Source organism: Vibrio sp. F13, from assembly GCF_020806305.2.
Taxonomy (GTDB): domain Bacteria; phylum Pseudomonadota; class Gammaproteobacteria; order Enterobacterales; family Vibrionaceae; genus Vibrio; species Vibrio crassostreae_C.
Window position 1 is genome coordinate 171,140 of the sequence record NZ_CP170176.1, and the last position, 17,061, is coordinate 188,200.

General features: G+C 43.7%; 11 protein-coding genes. 7 read left to right on the top strand and 4 right to left on the bottom strand.

Annotated features, from left to right (window positions below):
* The first annotated feature begins 229 nt into the window (after positions 1 to 229).
* The gene (gene pulA, locus LMH68_RS15715) at positions 230 to 3,928 is read left to right on the top strand and encodes a pullulanase-type alpha-1,6-glucosidase (protein WP_229648077.1); all 3,699 of its coding nucleotides are present in this window, start codon (positions 230 to 232) and stop codon (positions 3,926 to 3,928) included.
* A gap of 435 nt (positions 3,929 to 4,363) precedes the next feature.
* Complete coding sequence (locus tag LMH68_RS15720; RefSeq protein WP_017058851.1) at positions 4,364 to 4,693, top strand: hypothetical protein; 330 nt, start codon at positions 4,364 to 4,366, stop codon at positions 4,691 to 4,693.
* Positions 4,694 to 4,795: 102 nt separating this feature from the next.
* On the opposite strand, the gene LMH68_RS15725 is transcribed toward LMH68_RS15720, so the two are convergent.
* A complete protein-coding gene (locus LMH68_RS15725) occupies positions 4,796 to 5,623 on the bottom strand; it encodes a MalM family protein (protein ID WP_065583774.1) in 828 nt (275 codons plus the stop codon).
* A gap of 163 nt (positions 5,624 to 5,786) precedes the next feature.
* Complete coding sequence (lamB, locus tag LMH68_RS15730) at positions 5,787 to 7,010, bottom strand: maltoporin LamB (RefSeq protein ID WP_065583773.1); 1,224 nt, start codon at positions 7,008 to 7,010, stop codon at positions 5,787 to 5,789.
* 434 nt (positions 7,011 to 7,444) lie between these two features.
* Here lamB and glgX point away from each other — a divergent pair, with 434 nt between their 5' ends.
* From glgX to LMH68_RS15745, 3 genes are all read left to right on the top strand, one after another.
* Positions 7,445 to 9,430, top strand: coding sequence for a glycogen debranching protein GlgX (glgX, locus tag LMH68_RS15735; protein ID WP_229648078.1), 1,986 nt, complete (start codon positions 7,445 to 7,447; stop codon positions 9,428 to 9,430).
* A gap of 240 nt (positions 9,431 to 9,670) precedes the next feature.
* On the top strand, positions 9,671 to 11,413 hold the full coding sequence (locus tag LMH68_RS15740) for a diguanylate cyclase domain-containing protein (RefSeq protein ID WP_229648079.1): 1,743 nt from the start codon (positions 9,671 to 9,673) through the stop codon (positions 11,411 to 11,413).
* Positions 11,414 to 11,544: 131 nt separating this feature from the next.
* Positions 11,545 to 12,273, top strand: a complete 729-nt coding sequence (locus LMH68_RS15745) for a tRNA (adenine(22)-N(1))-methyltransferase (protein ID WP_229648080.1) — start codon at positions 11,545 to 11,547, stop codon at positions 12,271 to 12,273.
* Positions 12,274 to 12,378: 105 nt separating this feature from the next.
* Here LMH68_RS15745 and LMH68_RS15750 read toward each other — a convergent pair whose 3' ends face one another.
* Positions 12,379 to 13,323, bottom strand: coding sequence for an acyltransferase (locus LMH68_RS15750; protein ID WP_229648081.1), 945 nt, complete (start codon positions 13,321 to 13,323; stop codon positions 12,379 to 12,381).
* 332 nt (positions 13,324 to 13,655) lie between these two features.
* Here LMH68_RS15750 and LMH68_RS15755 point away from each other — a divergent pair, with 332 nt between their 5' ends.
* Positions 13,656 to 14,456, top strand: coding sequence for a ferredoxin--NADP reductase (locus LMH68_RS15755; RefSeq protein WP_229648082.1), 801 nt, complete (start codon positions 13,656 to 13,658; stop codon positions 14,454 to 14,456).
* A 613-nt stretch (positions 14,457 to 15,069) separates the two neighbouring features.
* The gene (locus LMH68_RS15760) at positions 15,070 to 16,062 is read left to right on the top strand and encodes a 2-hydroxyacid dehydrogenase (protein WP_017066331.1); all 993 of its coding nucleotides are present in this window, start codon (positions 15,070 to 15,072) and stop codon (positions 16,060 to 16,062) included.
* 120 nt (positions 16,063 to 16,182) lie between these two features.
* On the opposite strand, the gene LMH68_RS15765 is transcribed toward LMH68_RS15760, so the two are convergent.
* Positions 16,183 to 17,055 carry a patatin family protein gene (locus tag LMH68_RS15765; protein WP_229648083.1) on the bottom strand — a complete coding sequence of 291 codons (873 nt, stop codon included), beginning with the start codon at positions 17,053 to 17,055 and terminating at the stop codon, positions 16,183 to 16,185.
* Positions 17,056 to 17,061: the final 6 nt, after the last annotated feature.

Here is a 17,061-nt window from a genome sequence, read left to right on the forward strand (position 1 = left end):
CATCCTTATTAACTACGCCTAGCCTCTACGCCTTACATTATTGATATTATGCAAATGAGTCATTGATCCAATTAATTTAACAATAACCAAATACAAAGCGTGATATTGACACTAGGTTTCCTATATTTACGAATTTAAAATAACTTTATACATTGCCATCACAAATAGTTGACCTTGGTTAAAGCTAGGATATTCATCTTCATAAAAAGTGAAATATGGATATCAAAACGTGAACAACATAAATATTAATAAAATTATCTCTCTACGAAATACCTTCAACAATACCAAAAAGAAGAGCTTCAAACGCTCTACATTGGCCAAAGCAATGTTACCGCTCTTCACCGCTACTTTGATCGCGGGTTGTGGTAGTGATAATGATAGCGACAACGGTACAGCCCCTGGCAACAGTGGTTTATACCCTGCTGCTGAAAACGAAGTCGTTATTTACTACAAACGCGATGTTGCCGCTGCCAGCTCATCTGGCTCAACTTACGACGGTTGGGGGCTTCACCTTTGGAATGGTGAAGGCTGTACCAGCACAGACTTAGTCGGCATGGGGTTGAATGAAACCGGAACCGATTGGAACAGCCCTTACGAATACGATGGTATCAGCGATACTTACGGTGCCTATTATGTGTTGAAAGTTGACCCAGATGCCTCTGACCCACACAAATGCATGAACTTCATCTTGCACAATGGTGATGAGAAAGCATTTGGCAGTGCGAACTCAAAAGTCGAGTTAACTAAGCTTGGCGATTCACAAGGCGTATTTGGTTTCCATGGCAGCAGCGAGTTGTACTACGACCCTATTTCAGAGCGACCAGTCAATATTGATGGTCAAAAAGCACACTGGCTAGATGCAACCACAATTGGTTGGGAAGCGGCTAGCAATGCAGACTCTGTGAAGCTTTTCTATGCACTAGACAACAGCATCACAATGAACGATGACAAAGAGATTGTCGGTGGAACTGCAATTGAACTAAGCAAAGACGGAGAACTATCTTCTGAATTGAAAGAGCGTTTCCGACACCTTGCAAGCTTACCTGCCCTAGCTATCGATGTTGACGACAGCACACTTCGCACTATTTTAAAATCTCAGATAATTTTTGTTGCCTACAATGCCAATGGCGATGTTATCTCTTCAACTGAGGTTCAAAAACCTGGTGTGCTTGATGCGGTATTTGCTAGCGAAGATGCTGGTAATGCAATGGCTGAAGAACTCGGCGCGATTGTTGAAGGCAGTGCGGCGACCTTCAAGCTTTGGGCACCAACCGCGCAAGATGTAGAGCTAGTTCTTTACAGCGAAGACCTGAAAAGCTCACAAGTTTTTCCAATGACAGAAAGCACTGAGACGGGTATTTGGGCGACTGACGCGGTACCTAACGCTGTCAACAGTTACTATCGCTACCAAGTGAAGGTTTACCACCCAACCACAGGCAACATTGAGACTCGCCTAGTGACAGACCCATATTCTCTCAGCTTATCGAAGAATTCGGCATACTCTCAAGTGATTGACCTAAATGATTCAACCTTGAAACCAGCGAACTGGGACAACTACCAACGACCAACCGTAGAAAAAGACGAAGACCACGTACTTTACGAATCACACCTACGTGACTTTAGCTTCAGCGATAAGCTCGGCACAGCTAGCCTAAATGGCAAGTACCTCGCTCTTACAGAAGCCGATCGTGAGTCGGTCAAACACCTACAAGCTCTCCAAGAAGCAGGTTTAACTACGCTGCATATCTTACCAGCATTTGATATCGCTACCGTCGATGAAGATGCCGCGAGCCGTGTTGATATCACCGACACCGTAGGAAAACTGTGTGATGTAAAACCGACAGCTACCTTATGTGGAAGCGAAGACGAAAACAAAGTCATCGAAGACGTACTCGATGGTTATGACCCTTCAACGGGTGACGCACAAGCATTAATGAATGACCTTCGTATGCTTGATAGCTTCAACTGGGGCTACGACCCATTCCATTACACAGTGCCTGAGGGAAGTTACGCGACCGATCCTAATGGTTCTCAGCGTATTCTCGAATTCCGTCAGATGGTCAAAGCTACGCACGACATGGATCTTAAGCTGATCATGGACGTGGTATACAACCACACCAATGCGTCTGGTGTGAACGATAAGTCGGTACTGGATAAGATTGTCCCTGGGTACTACCACCGTCTTAACGTCAACACTGGTGGCGTAGAAAACTCGACTTGTTGTGACAACACTGCGACCGAAAACCTGATGATGGGTAAATTGATGGTCGACTCACTTAAGGTGTGGGCTGACGACTACAAAGTGGATGGTTTCCGTTTTGACTTGATGGGCCACCAGCCAAAAGATGTAATGGTCGAAGCATTGGAAGAAGTGCGCAAAATCGACCCGAATACTCTGTTCTACGGGGAAGGCTGGGACTTTGGTGAAGTCGCCAACAACGCCCGCTTCGATCAAGCAAACCAAATCAATATGGCAGGTACTGAGATCGGTACATTCTCAGACCGTTTGCGTGACGCCGTTCGTGGTGGTAGTCCGTTCGACGGTGGCGTCGATTCAGCAGGCAACCACCCACTTCGCTTTAACCAAGGCTTTGGTAACGCAGCGATTGCCAATGAAGAAACCAAAGTTGATCAAGATTCGATCAATGGTCGTTTACATAACCAAGACCTTGTTCGTTTGGGGATGGCAGGTAACCTCGCAGAATACGTACTGATTGATTACAAAGGCGATACCAAATTGGGTAAAAACGTTGATTACAACGGCGCGCCAGCTGGTTACACCAAGATGCCTTCAGAGAACATTTCTTACGTATCGAAGCATGATAACCAAACGCTTTGGGATAACAACGCTTACAAAATCGCCACTGGTACTAGCTCTGCAGAGCGTGCTCGCATGCAGTCTGTATCACTCTCTACCGTGATGTTAGGCCAAGGCATACCATTCATCCATATGGGGTCTGAACTGCTACGTTCAAAGTCTATGCAGCGCGACTCTTACGATTCTGGTGACTGGTACAACCGCGTAATGTTTGATGGTACTAACAACAACTGGAATGTTGGCTTACCACGTGAAGACAAAGATGGTGCCAACTGGGATCTGATCAAAACTATCATTGCTGACAGCGCGGCTAAACCAGACGCAGACGACATTGAGTTAACTAAGCAGCAATTCCTAGAGCTATTAAAGATCCGTAGCTCAAGCGAACTGTTCCGCTTAGATACAGCTGACGAAGTTATGAAGCGTGTCGACTTCCGTAACGTTGGCGAAGATCAAGTCGAAGGCCTGATTGTCATGTCGATCGATGATGGCGTGTCTGCGGGCGAAGACCTTGACCCTGCCAATGATGCGATTGTCGCAGTTGTAAACTCAACGAATGAATCTCAATCGTTCAAAATCACGGGAGCAACCGGCTTTACACTTCACACCGTTCAACAGAGCTCTGAAGATGACATTGTAAAAGGTGCAAGCTTCGCCGCTGAAACCTTCACAGTCCCTGCACTAACCACCGCTGTATTTGTACAAGCTCAAGGCGATGCACAAGGTGCTGGTTTGCCGGTTGATAACTCAGGCAAGGATGTATCGAGCATTCCGCCATACGGCCAAACAACCGTCTACGTTAAAGGTGACATGAATGGATGGGGCGCAACGGATGATTGGGCAATGAGCTTTGTCGCTAATGGTGTTTATTCTGTGACAGGCAACTTGGAAGCGGGTAACTATGGCTTCAAGTTTGCTGATGCTGATTGGGTATCACCTAACTTTGGTTGTGATTCCGTTGAACTTGCTGATGGATCAATCGACCTAGGTACTGATGGTAACTGCCAACTAAGCGTAACAGAAGCTGGTAGCTATACATTCACTCTGAATGCGATTCACGAGCTGGATGACGACGTAGATGGCCCAGTTGTTTCAGTAACCAAGAACTAAGTCTTAAAGCTTGGAATTCTAATAAAAAGATAATAAAACCAGTGCAAGCTAGCCTTTGGGAGACGTCAGTCTCCCTTTTTTACAACTATTGAACCCAGCAGATTTAAGCAAATAATAAACAACTGCATCGCCCATTAAAATTCGGGGCATTTCCAACCATACTTTATAGCCCCTACATTCGATTACATGGCTGAAAACTTAGAACTAAAGGGAAAGGATATTCCTTAGAACCGTTAAAACCAAATCTTAACGATATATCATAGTAGGAATGCCGCTCTCCCTTAAGTGAACAGAATTAATCCTGGCAGCCTTTTTTGAAGGGTTACGCCCTACAATTACGATTAAAATACATTCAATTCTCGATGTAATATTCTATCAACAGCAAAACACCGCAGTTGTTTGCGGTGTCGTTAAATTTTGATTAGGAAAACTTCCATGAACCGTAAACATATCATCAAAACCATCCAAATGGGCATCGTGACTACAGCATTGATGGGCGGGATGGCTTTGGCTAATACCACTGATCTTGTAGAATCTACCGACGCTGCTCGCGCCCTGGCACATACTCCTAGCACTGCAACAACGCAACAAATACAAGCTGAAAATGCCGCGCACAAACAGGCACTGCAAACACTTGAAAGCAACGGTAATGTTGATCAATATATGGAAACGGATAAAGCAGGGGAAACGACTACTGGTCACGTATCAAAATGCGAAAATACAGAAGTCCCTTTAGGCGAGAAAGTTGCTGAACATTGCAAATAAAAAGCATATACATTAAAGCGGTATTCGATAGGGTTCCTTAGAAGATGCTAACCGATGCTTAACTTACAAGCATTGCACTTTTAAAGGAACCCTTTATCTATATTACTTGGCGTTGACGGCTCGCACAAAGGCTTCTTGTGCACCTTCAATACCAAGGGCTTTTGCTTCATCTAATAAGCTAAGAGCTTTAGGAATATTGTCTTCAGTTACAGCTGTTTGAATCGCATTGTGATAGTAGGTTTGCGTTTCAGGTTGAATAGTATCGATTTTAGCAACAGCAGGTTTAGCATTAGATTCACTGTTTGATGAACCAATTGAGAAGAAGCTCGCTTTATCGATTGTAACTTCTATCTTACCAACGTTAGCATTTGGAATCGGGATATCTTTTACTTCAGGTAAATAATTACCACGGCCTTCCGCGTCCAAGCGAGCAGGATGGATCACATCAGTAAAACCACCAAGATCAGCTTGATCTGTATAGATAACTAAATAAACTGATTTTGCTGTTGTCGGTGGGTAAAAATCGTTCTCAGCAACGAGGCGGTTTCCTAAGTGTAGTCTTGGTTTTGCGTATTCGAAGCTCTCTTTACCATAACGCTCTAGCTCACGACCGTTTTCGTCATAGATGACCGCATTTGGAACAAACGCTGTGTCGCCGATAATGCTCGTGATATTAATCGAGTACTCACCGCGATCTGCAGGCAGTTCAACCGCGACTACAGGGCTGTTTATTCCTTGGTAATTTAATACTTGGCTATTTGGTGTCACATCAAAAATTGCCGAACTTGGTAGCTTCATAGGAGCAAATTGAAGACCAGCAATAGAGTTAACTTGTTCAGCTTGTGCAACTTGCACTTGCTCTACTACTTGCGCAGATTGGCAACCAGCCAATGCAACACAACCACTCAACATCAGAGCGCGAAAATACATAGTTCTTCCTTATTTTTATTTTTTTAAGAAATTTACTTAGTTAATTACCATAACGAAAATAATTAACCTAGGAAACCTTTTTACTAATCGTACATTCCTTAAAAAAATAGCCGACGTAAGCCGGCTATGAATTAGGACAGTTTAGGATTTTAAGCTAAGTGGCTTACCACCAAGCTTCAACTTGGATACCAACAACGAAATCGTTGTCAGCACCTTTAGCCTTTACAACACCATTTTCTTTAACTTCACCGAATGAATCGTTTTCTAGATCCATCAGGTAGCTACCGTATACGCGGATTTCAGGACGAGCCCAGAAGCTGTCACCCATTGCCCATGCTTGAGCAACAGTAAATTTAGCGCCACCAAAATCTTCTACACCAGTGCCAGCTTGATTAATCTGCTCACCCGCATTGTAGCCAGCTTCAAAAATAGTACGCATAGTGTTGTTCCACTTGTACATTGGACGAACAACTACAGAATATTGGTTGATGTCTTGCTTTGAAGCACCGATATCAGAACCAGCTAAGTAGGCAAGTTGGTGACCCATTTCCCAAGACTCGCCAAGGTTCATTACACCCCAGTTAAGGATTCGGTAACCGAAACCATCATCCTGGTCTCCAGAGCGGTCATAATAAGCACCAGAGCCCCACAAATTAGCCATTTGAACACCGTAACCAGCCGTACCTACTTGAACGACCGTTTGGTTAAAGCCATTGCTCATACCTTGGTGGATGATACCTGTAGCAAGTAGGCCGTCATCGCCATCGTATTTGCCATTCTTGTTTTCAGTACCGAAGTTGTATACAACTCCAAGCTCTAAGCTAGCATCTTCCCACAGACCGATATTCGCTAGGCGAGCATCAGCCATGTAACCAGCACCGTTCTCATCTTCGCCATCTTGAATAATTGCTAGAGAAAGTTTTTGATTACCAACTGAAATATTTTCAATACCACCACCAGTACCTGATGTATTTAGAAAGTAGAAGTCAGTGATGTGAATATCTTTACGTTGGTAGTATGTTTTACCAGCCCAAAGTGTCGCTTCTTCATCAAAAGATAAGACGCCAGTTGCTTTAACAGCAAACTGAGCAACGTTAAAGTCACCGTCTTCCCAACCATTTGCGCCATCAGCACCAGAAGCAATCATTGACTCTAAACGCCAAGTTTGCTCACCAGTTTTTAGTTCTTCAGCCAGACCAAACTCAGAATAGTTGTCGTTTTCATTACCTAGACGGCCAATACCATTCTTCATGAATGAAACGTCACCACCATCATTTCCGCTAATACCAGTACCAGCACGCATGTAGCCATTAAAATCTACAGCGAACGCAGAGCCAGCAGCTAATGTAGTTGCCACTGCAGCAGCAATCAAACTTACTTTTTTCATTCTTAACTCCATTAAGGACGATTTATTTTAGGTTTTTATATTTTTGCTCTCTTGCGGCAACCAAAGGCAGTAATGGTAGTCGTAAGATAGAGAGGTTTAGGGTTTCCCCTGATTCGTTTCAACGGGGTCAATATTAAGAGGGGATGACAAGTTTGACTTCCTCCGCCCCTAAGTTAATTAAGGGGGACTAGAGGGGAGTAGAAAATATACAGAATGGTGTTTTAAAGAGGTAGATCACTTAATATAGGAGGAGTAGACAGCACACAGATCTAATTATTCAACATAAGTGAGATCTAGCTCAAATATATAATTTGAACTTCATCGATGAATTATTTTTTTTACCGTAATTAATCTGTGAAGTTGCTTGACCTTATTGTGACAAAGCTTTTTACTTATAGTTCACTGATGTCGATAAACGAACAAGAAATCAAGCAATGACTAGAACGCTCGCTCGCCCTTATCCGCTAGGCGCAACGCTAGGTAACACTGGCTGCAACTTCTCTATTTATTCTCCTGACTGTAAATCTCTTTCACTCGCTCTTTTTGACGAGAACGACGAATTCACCACTTATAAATTGGAAAATGAATACGCTGATATCAGATATGTCTTTATTGATGGTATTAAAGCGGGGCAAAAATACGGCTTCATTGCCGAAACGGACAATGGCCCTATCCTGCTTTCAGACCCGTATGCCAAAGCAATAAGCGAACCGCTCGATTACGTCACGCCATATACCAATGAAAAAAGCTTTGCTATGGCGAAATGTGTCGTTGTTGATGACACCTTCGATTGGCAAGATGTAGAAAAGCCACGCATTAGCCGCGAAGATACCGTTCTTTTTGAAACGCATGTAAAAGGTCTATCTCAACTGCACCCAGAAGTGGCTGCCAATACTAAAGGACGCTACTTAGGGTTAGTGAGCCCTGAAATGCTTGCGTTCTACAAACAGCAAAATATCAACTCTCTACAGCTTTTGCCCATTGCCGCATGCATGCATGAACCACACCTATTAGACATGGGTAAAGTGAACTATTGGGGTTACAACCCATACTTGTTTATGGTGCCTGACCCTCGCTACGCAGAGAAAGATGCCGTAAACGAGTTAAAGACTGCGATTCGCGAACTGCACCGCAATGGCATCGAAGTCATTCTAGACGTGGTGTACAACCACACAGCAGAAGGTGGGGAAGGCGGAACCACCTTCAACCTAAAAGCACTCGATAGCCGCTACTACATTAAACATGGCTGCCATTACGCGAACTTCACTGGCTGTGGAAACACCGTCGACCTTACCCACCAGCCCGCACTCAACTTAGTGATGGATACGCTTCGTTACTGGGTGAGTGAATTCAAAGTCGACGGCTTCCGTTTTGATTTGGCCGCGACGCTGGGACGTGAAGGCGATAATTACAACCCTGAAGCTGCTTTTTTCAAAGCCGTTGCTCAAGATCCTGTGCTCAAAGAGACCAAGTTGATTGCAGAACCGTGGGATATTGGCCCTAACGGTTATCAAGTAGGTAACTTTCCACTAGGCTGGAATGAATGTAACGACAAACTGCGTGATATCACACGTAGCTTCTGGCGCGGTGATCAAGGCTATCTAAAAGAGTTTGCGACGCGCTTAATGGGATCTCGCGATATCTACAGCGCAGCACACTGGCCATACAGACTAACCGTAAACTACATCACGTATCACGACGGCTTCACAATGCAAGATCTTGTCTCTTACAAACACAAGCACAATGAAAATAACGGCGAGAACAACCGAGATGGACACGGTGATAACCGCTCTGATAACTACGGTGTTGAAGGGGAAACCGAAAACCTATTGGTTGTTGCCACACGCGAAAAACAGAAACGTAACTTCATGGCGAGTCTGTTGTTTGCCTTTGGCATTCCACATATTCTGACAGCTGATGTGTTATCTCACACTCAAAAAGGTAACAACAACGCTTACTGCCAAGATGGCGTGACCAGCTGGCTTAACTGGGAAGATTCAGAGCGCAAGACTTACTTCAAGACTTGGTTATCTGAAATGATCTCTGCTCGTCAGCAATACATGGTGCCGTTTATTAAGGCATTCAGTGGCGAAAAGCGTAACTCTAACCGCATCTTCTGGAGCCGTGTCGATGGCACACTTATGGAGCATGACGACTGGAACCGCTTAAGCTCAGTCGCTTTGCATTTAGGTATTGGTAAAGATGGCGACGAGTTAATTTATCTTATCAACCAAACCAATGCGCCAGCACGTTTCTCGTTACCGAATGACCGTGAACAAAACTGGGTAACCATCTGTGATACCAACTTGCGAAACGTTAAACCCGGTCATGCAGAAGGTGAAATGTTGTTGTCGCCAACTTCGATGGCAATTTTGCACTATTCGCCAGATCAGGCTGATTTGATTAAAGCAAAAGCTTAGTCAGCTTAATAAAACACCGAAAACCATAGAAGCTAGTTATATTTACAGCTGGCTTTTTTGTTAGCTGAATATCACAAAAATCATTCATCCATATGGAATCATTTGCATTGATGTGGTTAATGAAACTGTTTAGTATTGCCGTACTATAAAAATGAATCTATAACGTCTTTGGATATCATGGCTTTACCTAAAACATTAATTCGGCTTTTTAAACCATACATTATTTTATTAACTGGAGGGATGCTCTATCTTGCTGTGGCTCAGCTTGAAAAAGTAGAAACAGCAGCAACCGAACAATCATCATCAAATATTCGAATCGCAAGCTCCACGATTCGTTCCAACATCGAAGCCACATTTGGCAAGCTCTATTTTTTAGAAACCAGCTTAGGCTTACCTCAAACCGCTCCAATCGGTGATCGAAAATTCAGAGAACTGAGTGATAACATTCTAAAAAGAACACCTAACTTCTCCGATATCATTCGATACCAACCTCAAACTCAACAATATATATCAAGTCGTGGCTTACCTCTTTCCAACGAACAAGTTGCCTCCATCAAATGGAATCCAATAGACAGTGTTGTTGACGATTTTTATATCTCTTCTATTTATCAAAAGCCCGATGGTCGTTGGGTTTTCGCCGTTAAACACACTGCAGAAAAGCTCAACGAAGAAATATGGATTGAGTTTGATTTAATGCATACCACGCAAGGTTTAAGAGATTTAAAAACGCTTAATAATGGCTATGTATTTGTTGTAGACAGAGCAACAGAGCGACTGGTATTCCACCCGGATCCACAGCGTATCGGTTCTAAATCCATCAGCTTCCATGCAGGGATCAGCCACCAACTCTCACAAGGTGAAACCGTTGGTAAGCACGAATATTACTATCAAGATAACTTCAAAATATCGGTATTTGACGCAGACAACAGCTTAAATTGGGTGTTCATTGCGGGCACCGATCGCCACGATATCTTAACCAGCTCACACCAATTTACGCTAACTGGCTTGGTACTTGGTTCACTGCTTCTATTGTGGATTGGCGCAAACTATTTGGCTTATCGTTTGAACGTGTCCTTGTCACAACTGAATAAAGTCGATGACCTTGTAAGCTTTAAACGAGAATTAAAATCCATACTGGATAGTTTCACCTACCAAAAAGGCATTCAATTCTGTCTCTATCAGCCTGAGAACCACGCATTCAGTACCATCGACTATCACGGAAACAAATCAACGGTACATTGTGACAAAGCCCTTGCCGAACGATTTACACCGGACACCATGGCTTACCGAAGCGGAAAGTACGCAGACCCATTAGCGTGTAAACTCAAAATACACCAACGCCATTACTGTATTCCTTTGCACTCTCGCAAGCAGTTGATCGCAGTGTTGTACGTAAACGCAAACTTACCGATCAGCCAGAGTATTCTGCGTATGATCAGAGATTACACGGAAGTCTCACTGTCCAACTTACTGCTTCAGCACCAGTTGAGTAGCAAGGACTTGATGACGCAATTAGACAACAAAAGTAGCTTTAATATTGCACTGGAAAACTACGCCAACCAGCCTGAAACCTATATAGCTCTACTCGATATCGATAATTTTGACCACGTGAACCGTGCTTATGGTGAAGCTGTGGGTGACAAGATGATCAAGCTGACAGCAGAAGCACTACGCTCGTACTTTCCGAAGCCTAAAGGACTATGCCTTGCTCGTATTGGAGGCAAAGAGTTCGCAGTATTATTTAAAGCAAACGACGGCAACGACGCCAAGTTCCAACTAGACCAGTGCCGAATTGGCGTAGCAGAGAAAACTATTGTGACGCCAGACATCAGCCTCTCTTTAGGCGTGAGTGTCGGTTTTTCACAAATAGAGGGAGAGCCAGATACAGCTCTAGCACTGGCGGAGCAAGCAAAGTTGATTGCTCAACAGCTTGGAAAAAATCGAGTTGAAGGCCACATCAGGGCTGTTGCCAAAGCATCGTAAACCTATACTAACAATTCTGTAGCCACTACAAAGCACCTAGGATTCACACCCTAGATGCTTTTGTTTTTCTAGAAAGTCATTACAATGCGCCTTCGATAAGACAACACCCCTTTTCTAACGACGCGAACCTTATGAAGCTAAGTAACCGACTGCAAACTCTCCACTCCCTTGTCAGCAATGACTACCAGCATATTTGGGACTGTTGCTGTGATCATGGCTTTTTGGGTGTTCAACTGTTATCGGATAATAAAGCGCCTCAGATTCACTTTGTCGACATTGTCCCGTCTCTGATGAGTGAGCTTGAAGGCAAGCTAGCGCGCTACTTTCCGCAAGATAACAGAGCCGAACAAACGGTTAGCAGCCAATGGCAAGTCTACTGCATGGATGTCGCCGCTATTCCGCTTGAGAAACATACAGGCAAACACCTGGTGATTATTGCGGGCGTCGGTGGCGATCTTACTCAAAAGCTCGTAGATGATATTCATCGCCAACACCCAGACAAAGCGATCGATTTCTTGCTTTGTCCGGTGCATCAGCAATTCGAGTTGAGAAGCCATTTAAAGGCGATCCATTTTGGTCTTATTGATGAAGTGTTGATTGAAGAGAACCGTCGTTACTACGAGATTTTATTGGTGAGTAATAGTCGCGGTGATTCAGAAAAGAGCCAAACCGTTAGCGAGATATCAAACGTCGGTGACAAGATCTGGACACCAAGTTGTGATGAACAAGTGAAGGTATCACAGCAATACAAAGCCAAAACATTGCAGCACTACTTACGTATCCATCAAGGACAAGAGAAGCAAGGCAAACCTAGCCAAGTAAAGCATATTATTGATGCTTACCAGGCGGTTGAGCCATAGTAAGTACTAACTTAATGGTTTGAATATTAAGAAAGTCAAATTAATAAAAAAGCCGATAGTTCAATGAGCTATCGGCTTTATTAATGCTATCGATTCAGTTTTAGCTTACTGTTCTTGTTTCTTATAAGCCACATCAGGCTCGTCAACTGTCTCTACCTCAGAAGGCTTATCAACCCCATAAACCGTATCAAGGTAGACGTCTTTCTCTTTCCACGTGCTGTTCAACCAATTGTGGAAGCGACGTTTAAAAGCCTTATCTTCAAAGTAATTACCGTTCACGTTCTCATCCATTGGATGCAATTTAATACGCACAACGACCTTAGTCATTTTGCCCTTCAGCATATCTTCAAACGGAGAGGTTTGGTTTTCAGGGTAAGCTAAGGTCACATCCACGATGCCATCCAAAATTGGGCCCATTGCAGATAAAGCAAATGCCACGCCCCCAGTTTTCGGCTTCAATAAGTGGCGATAAGGGGTCTTTGCTGACGCCAGTTTCTCGTGGTTTGCACGAGTCCCTTCAACAAAATTAACCAATGTTGTCGGTGCTAATTTGAACTTAGTACACGCTTTATTGATTGCATTAAAATCATCATTACGGCGTTCTGGGTTGCGTAATAGGAACTCACGAGAGTGGCGTCTCATGAATGGCATATCTAAGCCCCAGCAGGCCAAGCCAACAAATGGTACGTACAACAATTCATGTTTCAAGAAGTACTTCGTCATCGGCATTTTGTCTTTTAGGATTGAAGACAAAATCACAATATCTGCCCAGCTTAGGTGGTTAGACATCATCAAATACCACTGCTTGGTCGAAATATCTTCCCCCCCTTCCACTTGCCATTCGATATCGTTATTGGCGTTCAACATCCATAAATTAAGAGAAGCCCAACACCAGAATGTGAAGTTAGCGAGACGAGTACATGACTTCTGCACAACAGGGATTGGAAGAATTAGTTTAATGAGGCCAAAGAAGCTTACGGTAAACGCAGTCATTGCAGTATTGATGGTCACGAACAACACGTTCAAGGCCATACGAAGATTATCAAGCATAAAACACGGCTATATTGAGATCGAAAGCCGCCATTATACGCATCTACAAATTATTCTCTTTAGTTATTGGTGGAATATCCTAAGGGTCGAACCACTCAACAGATCTCGGACATGGCTCACTTAACTCTCAGAACGCTAATAGAAACAAAAAAACACAATAGAGTCTTTTGGACACCAAAATAATCTAGTCTTTCTGACTCAATCAAACCTATATCCCACTAAAGAATTAGTACTGATAAGCATTCTCATTATTGGCATGGTACATGCAACTCCAAAAAGTAAGATAGTTGAGTATCCTTAATGAGATAGCTTCTCTACGTAAAGGTGATGATATGACAGATATTCCTCATGGTTTGGTAACCGGAAAAGTCCTACACAAGATAGAGTGGACCGATCAATTGTTCTCACTCCAAGTCAGTGCACCAGTTTCATCCTACCAAGCTGGTCAATTCACAAAGTTGGGGTTACGCAACAGTGAAGGTGAATTTGTTCGACGCGCTTATTCAATGGTGAATGCGCCAGAACATGCAAAAGGTCATCAACATCTGGAGTTTTTGATTGTTAAGGATCAAAACGGCCAGCTCTCTCCTCAACTCCATCAACTGAAGGTGGGTGATGATGTCTTTGTCGGCAAAGACCCTAGTGGATTTATGACATTGGATGAGATCCCAGAGATCGCAGACGATCTATGGATGCTTTCAACCGGAACCGCGGTAGGCCCATTTATCTCAATACTTGAGAGCATGCAGATACAGCAAAATGAGTTGGCTTCAGACAAAGCCTCTTCATTCAAGAATCTGGTTCTAGTGCATGCTGTAAGAACAGAGCAAGACCTGACTTATCGAGATCGTATCACTCAACTCGTTAATCACTTTCAAGGGAGACTTAAATATGTGCCAATTATTTCTAGAGAATCAGTTACCGGAACTTTGCGCGGACGAATCCCAAATTTGTTACTTGGAGGCGACCTCGAGCAAGCCGCGTCTGTCGCTTTCAATCAAACCCGCAGTTTTTTCTACCTTTGCGGCAATCCGCAAATGGTTCGTGACACAAGCGAAGCGCTAACTAGCTTAGGTTTCGAGAAGCACTTACGCCGAAAACCCGGCCAATTCAGCAGTGAAAACTACTGGTAATCACAGTCACCAATTCCATCAAAGCTAAAGCTTATATTCAAAATACAGACAGATAAGAGGTTTTATATGAGTCATTTACGTATTCCGTCACACTGGAAAATTCAACGTTCAACGCCCGAAAGTAAGATTCATTCAATATTGATGAACTTATAAGCAAGCAACCTCGTAATGTGATTTTTAATGTTCAATAAGTGAAGACAAAAGATCAAATAACCATAGCAATTACAATGACTAATGGTGATAGACAAGAGAAAAAAACTCTAGCACACTGAACAGAGTTGTAGGGCATGTTGACCTATCGAGCTGATTTTTGCAGCCGTTTGTGGGTTATTTATACAAGGCAGAGAATTCGACGTGTAGCTCGCCTACATGAGAATTCGATAACGCTGTAGAAAGGAACCACAAACACTGCCCGAAGGGTTCGGCTAAAATCGTTTTACTCTTTGTTGAGAGGGTTTTGCTTAGAATGACTAGGCGGCAAACCTCTCGTCGCGATTAAAACGATTTTATCTCGAACAAAACTTAACCGCGAAAGGTCAACATGCCCTTGTTTTAATCCCGTTTCAGAGAATGAATTAGTGGGTTATTTATATTTTAGGTAAGAGAGGAAGCCATGCTCAACATTGCTTTTTTTAGCTCAAAATCATACGACGAAAAATCATTCGAACTGGCAAAAGGCGAACTCAACGCTGAGTTTCATTTTCACGATTTTCGACTCACCACAACAACAGCAAAAATGGCGCACGACAACGAAGTGGTTTGTGCGTTTGTAAACGATGACCTATCGCGAGACGCGTTAGAGATTCTTGCTCAAGGCGGCACCAAGTTAATCGCGATGCGCTGTGCGGGCTTTGACAAGGTCGACCTAGACGCAGCCAAAGAGTTTGGCTTGCAAGTGGTACGCGTTCCTGCTTATTCACCAGAGTCAGTAGCAGAACATACGGTCGGCATGATGATGTGTTTAAACCGCAAGCTGCACAAAGCGTATCAGCGTACTCGTGATGCAAACTTCTCTCTTGAGGGCTTGGTAGGCTTCAACTTCCACGGTAAAACTGTAGGTGTGATAGGCTCTGGAAAAATTGGCCTAGCGACCATGCGTATTCTGAAAGGTTTAGGCATGAACATCCTATGCTACGACCCATATCCGAATCCGTTGGCTGTCGAACTTGGGGCTAAATATGTTGAACTAGACGAGCTTTACCAAGAGTCTGATGTGATTTCTCTGCACTGTCCGATGAGTAAAGAGAACTACCACTTATTGGATGCAACGGCATTTGAGAAGATGAAAGATGGCGTGATGATCGTCAACACCAGCCGTGGTGAACTGCTGGATTCAACCGCAGCGATTGAAGCGCTCAAACAAAGCAAAATCGGCGCGCTTGGTCTTGATGTTTACGACAACGAGAAAGAGCTGTTCTTCCAAGACAAATCTAACGATGTGATTGTCGATGACGTATTCCGTCGCCTATCTGCTTGTCACAATGTATTGTTCACAGGTCACCAAGCTTTCTTGACCAAAGATGCTCTGTTCAACATCGCCAATACAACGCTCACCAGTGTTGATGCCTTCTTTGCTGGCAACACCAGCGGTAACGAACTCGTTTAATAGCTAATTGAGTTAATAGCAGACTGAGTTAAAAACAAACTAGGTCTACAAATATAAAGCCACGCTATTCCTAAGTGAACAGCGTGGCTTTGTCGTTTATCCAGTATTCTAAAAACGTTCCTAGACGCAGAAATGACAATCTTCGGTGTCTAAACCATACACGCCTTTTCGAATGGCAAGATGCTCTTCACCGGCTTTTACGCCCATCTCGTAACCTGCATTAAGAGTGCTTTGATCCATAGTTAAACGCTTAACCGCGAACGCTTCTGGCGGCGCTATCACTTTAATGGTCGCATCTTTGGGTGGGTTACGAATGAACTCCAGAGACTGGTTGTAGTTTTCAGCACGTACCGCCATCGACTCAGCAATATTCGGGAATTTCTTTAATAGTTTCTTCAGCATCCATTGGTGCTTTTGAGGCTTCATTCGGTAGCTCAATGGGTGAGACAGAATCACGGTAATATCGCGTGCGCCACGGCGATATGCTTCACGAACCGGAATCGAATCGGCTACACCGCCATCGGTATAACAGCCACCAGAGAAACACGGAGTTTCACGGTAAGCGATAGGTAAAGCCGTTGTTGCTTCAACAACATTAGAAAGGTTTTCTGGCTTAATATGGTAGTAGTCTGCACTGCCCGTATCGACATTTGTGACAGCAGCAATGAGTGGGATACTTGAAAATAGCTCGCCACAGTCCAGCGGATAACGTTGATTGGATTCGTTCCATAACCACTTAACGTCCACTAAGTTACCGCCCTTGGCAAAGCGAGCAGGGTTAAAGAAGGTCTTATCCGTCGCCATCGTGGTGATCACATCATAACTGCGTTTTGGTGCATGAGATAAGTAGCCAACCAGATTCGACACACCTGCAGATACGCCGATGGCAAAGTCATAAGGACGGAAATCGTCTTGCATAAAGGCGTCTAAAACTCCGGCAGCAAAAATGCCTCTCATTGCTCCACCTTCAACGATTAATGCGCTCTTATTCATCTCAAA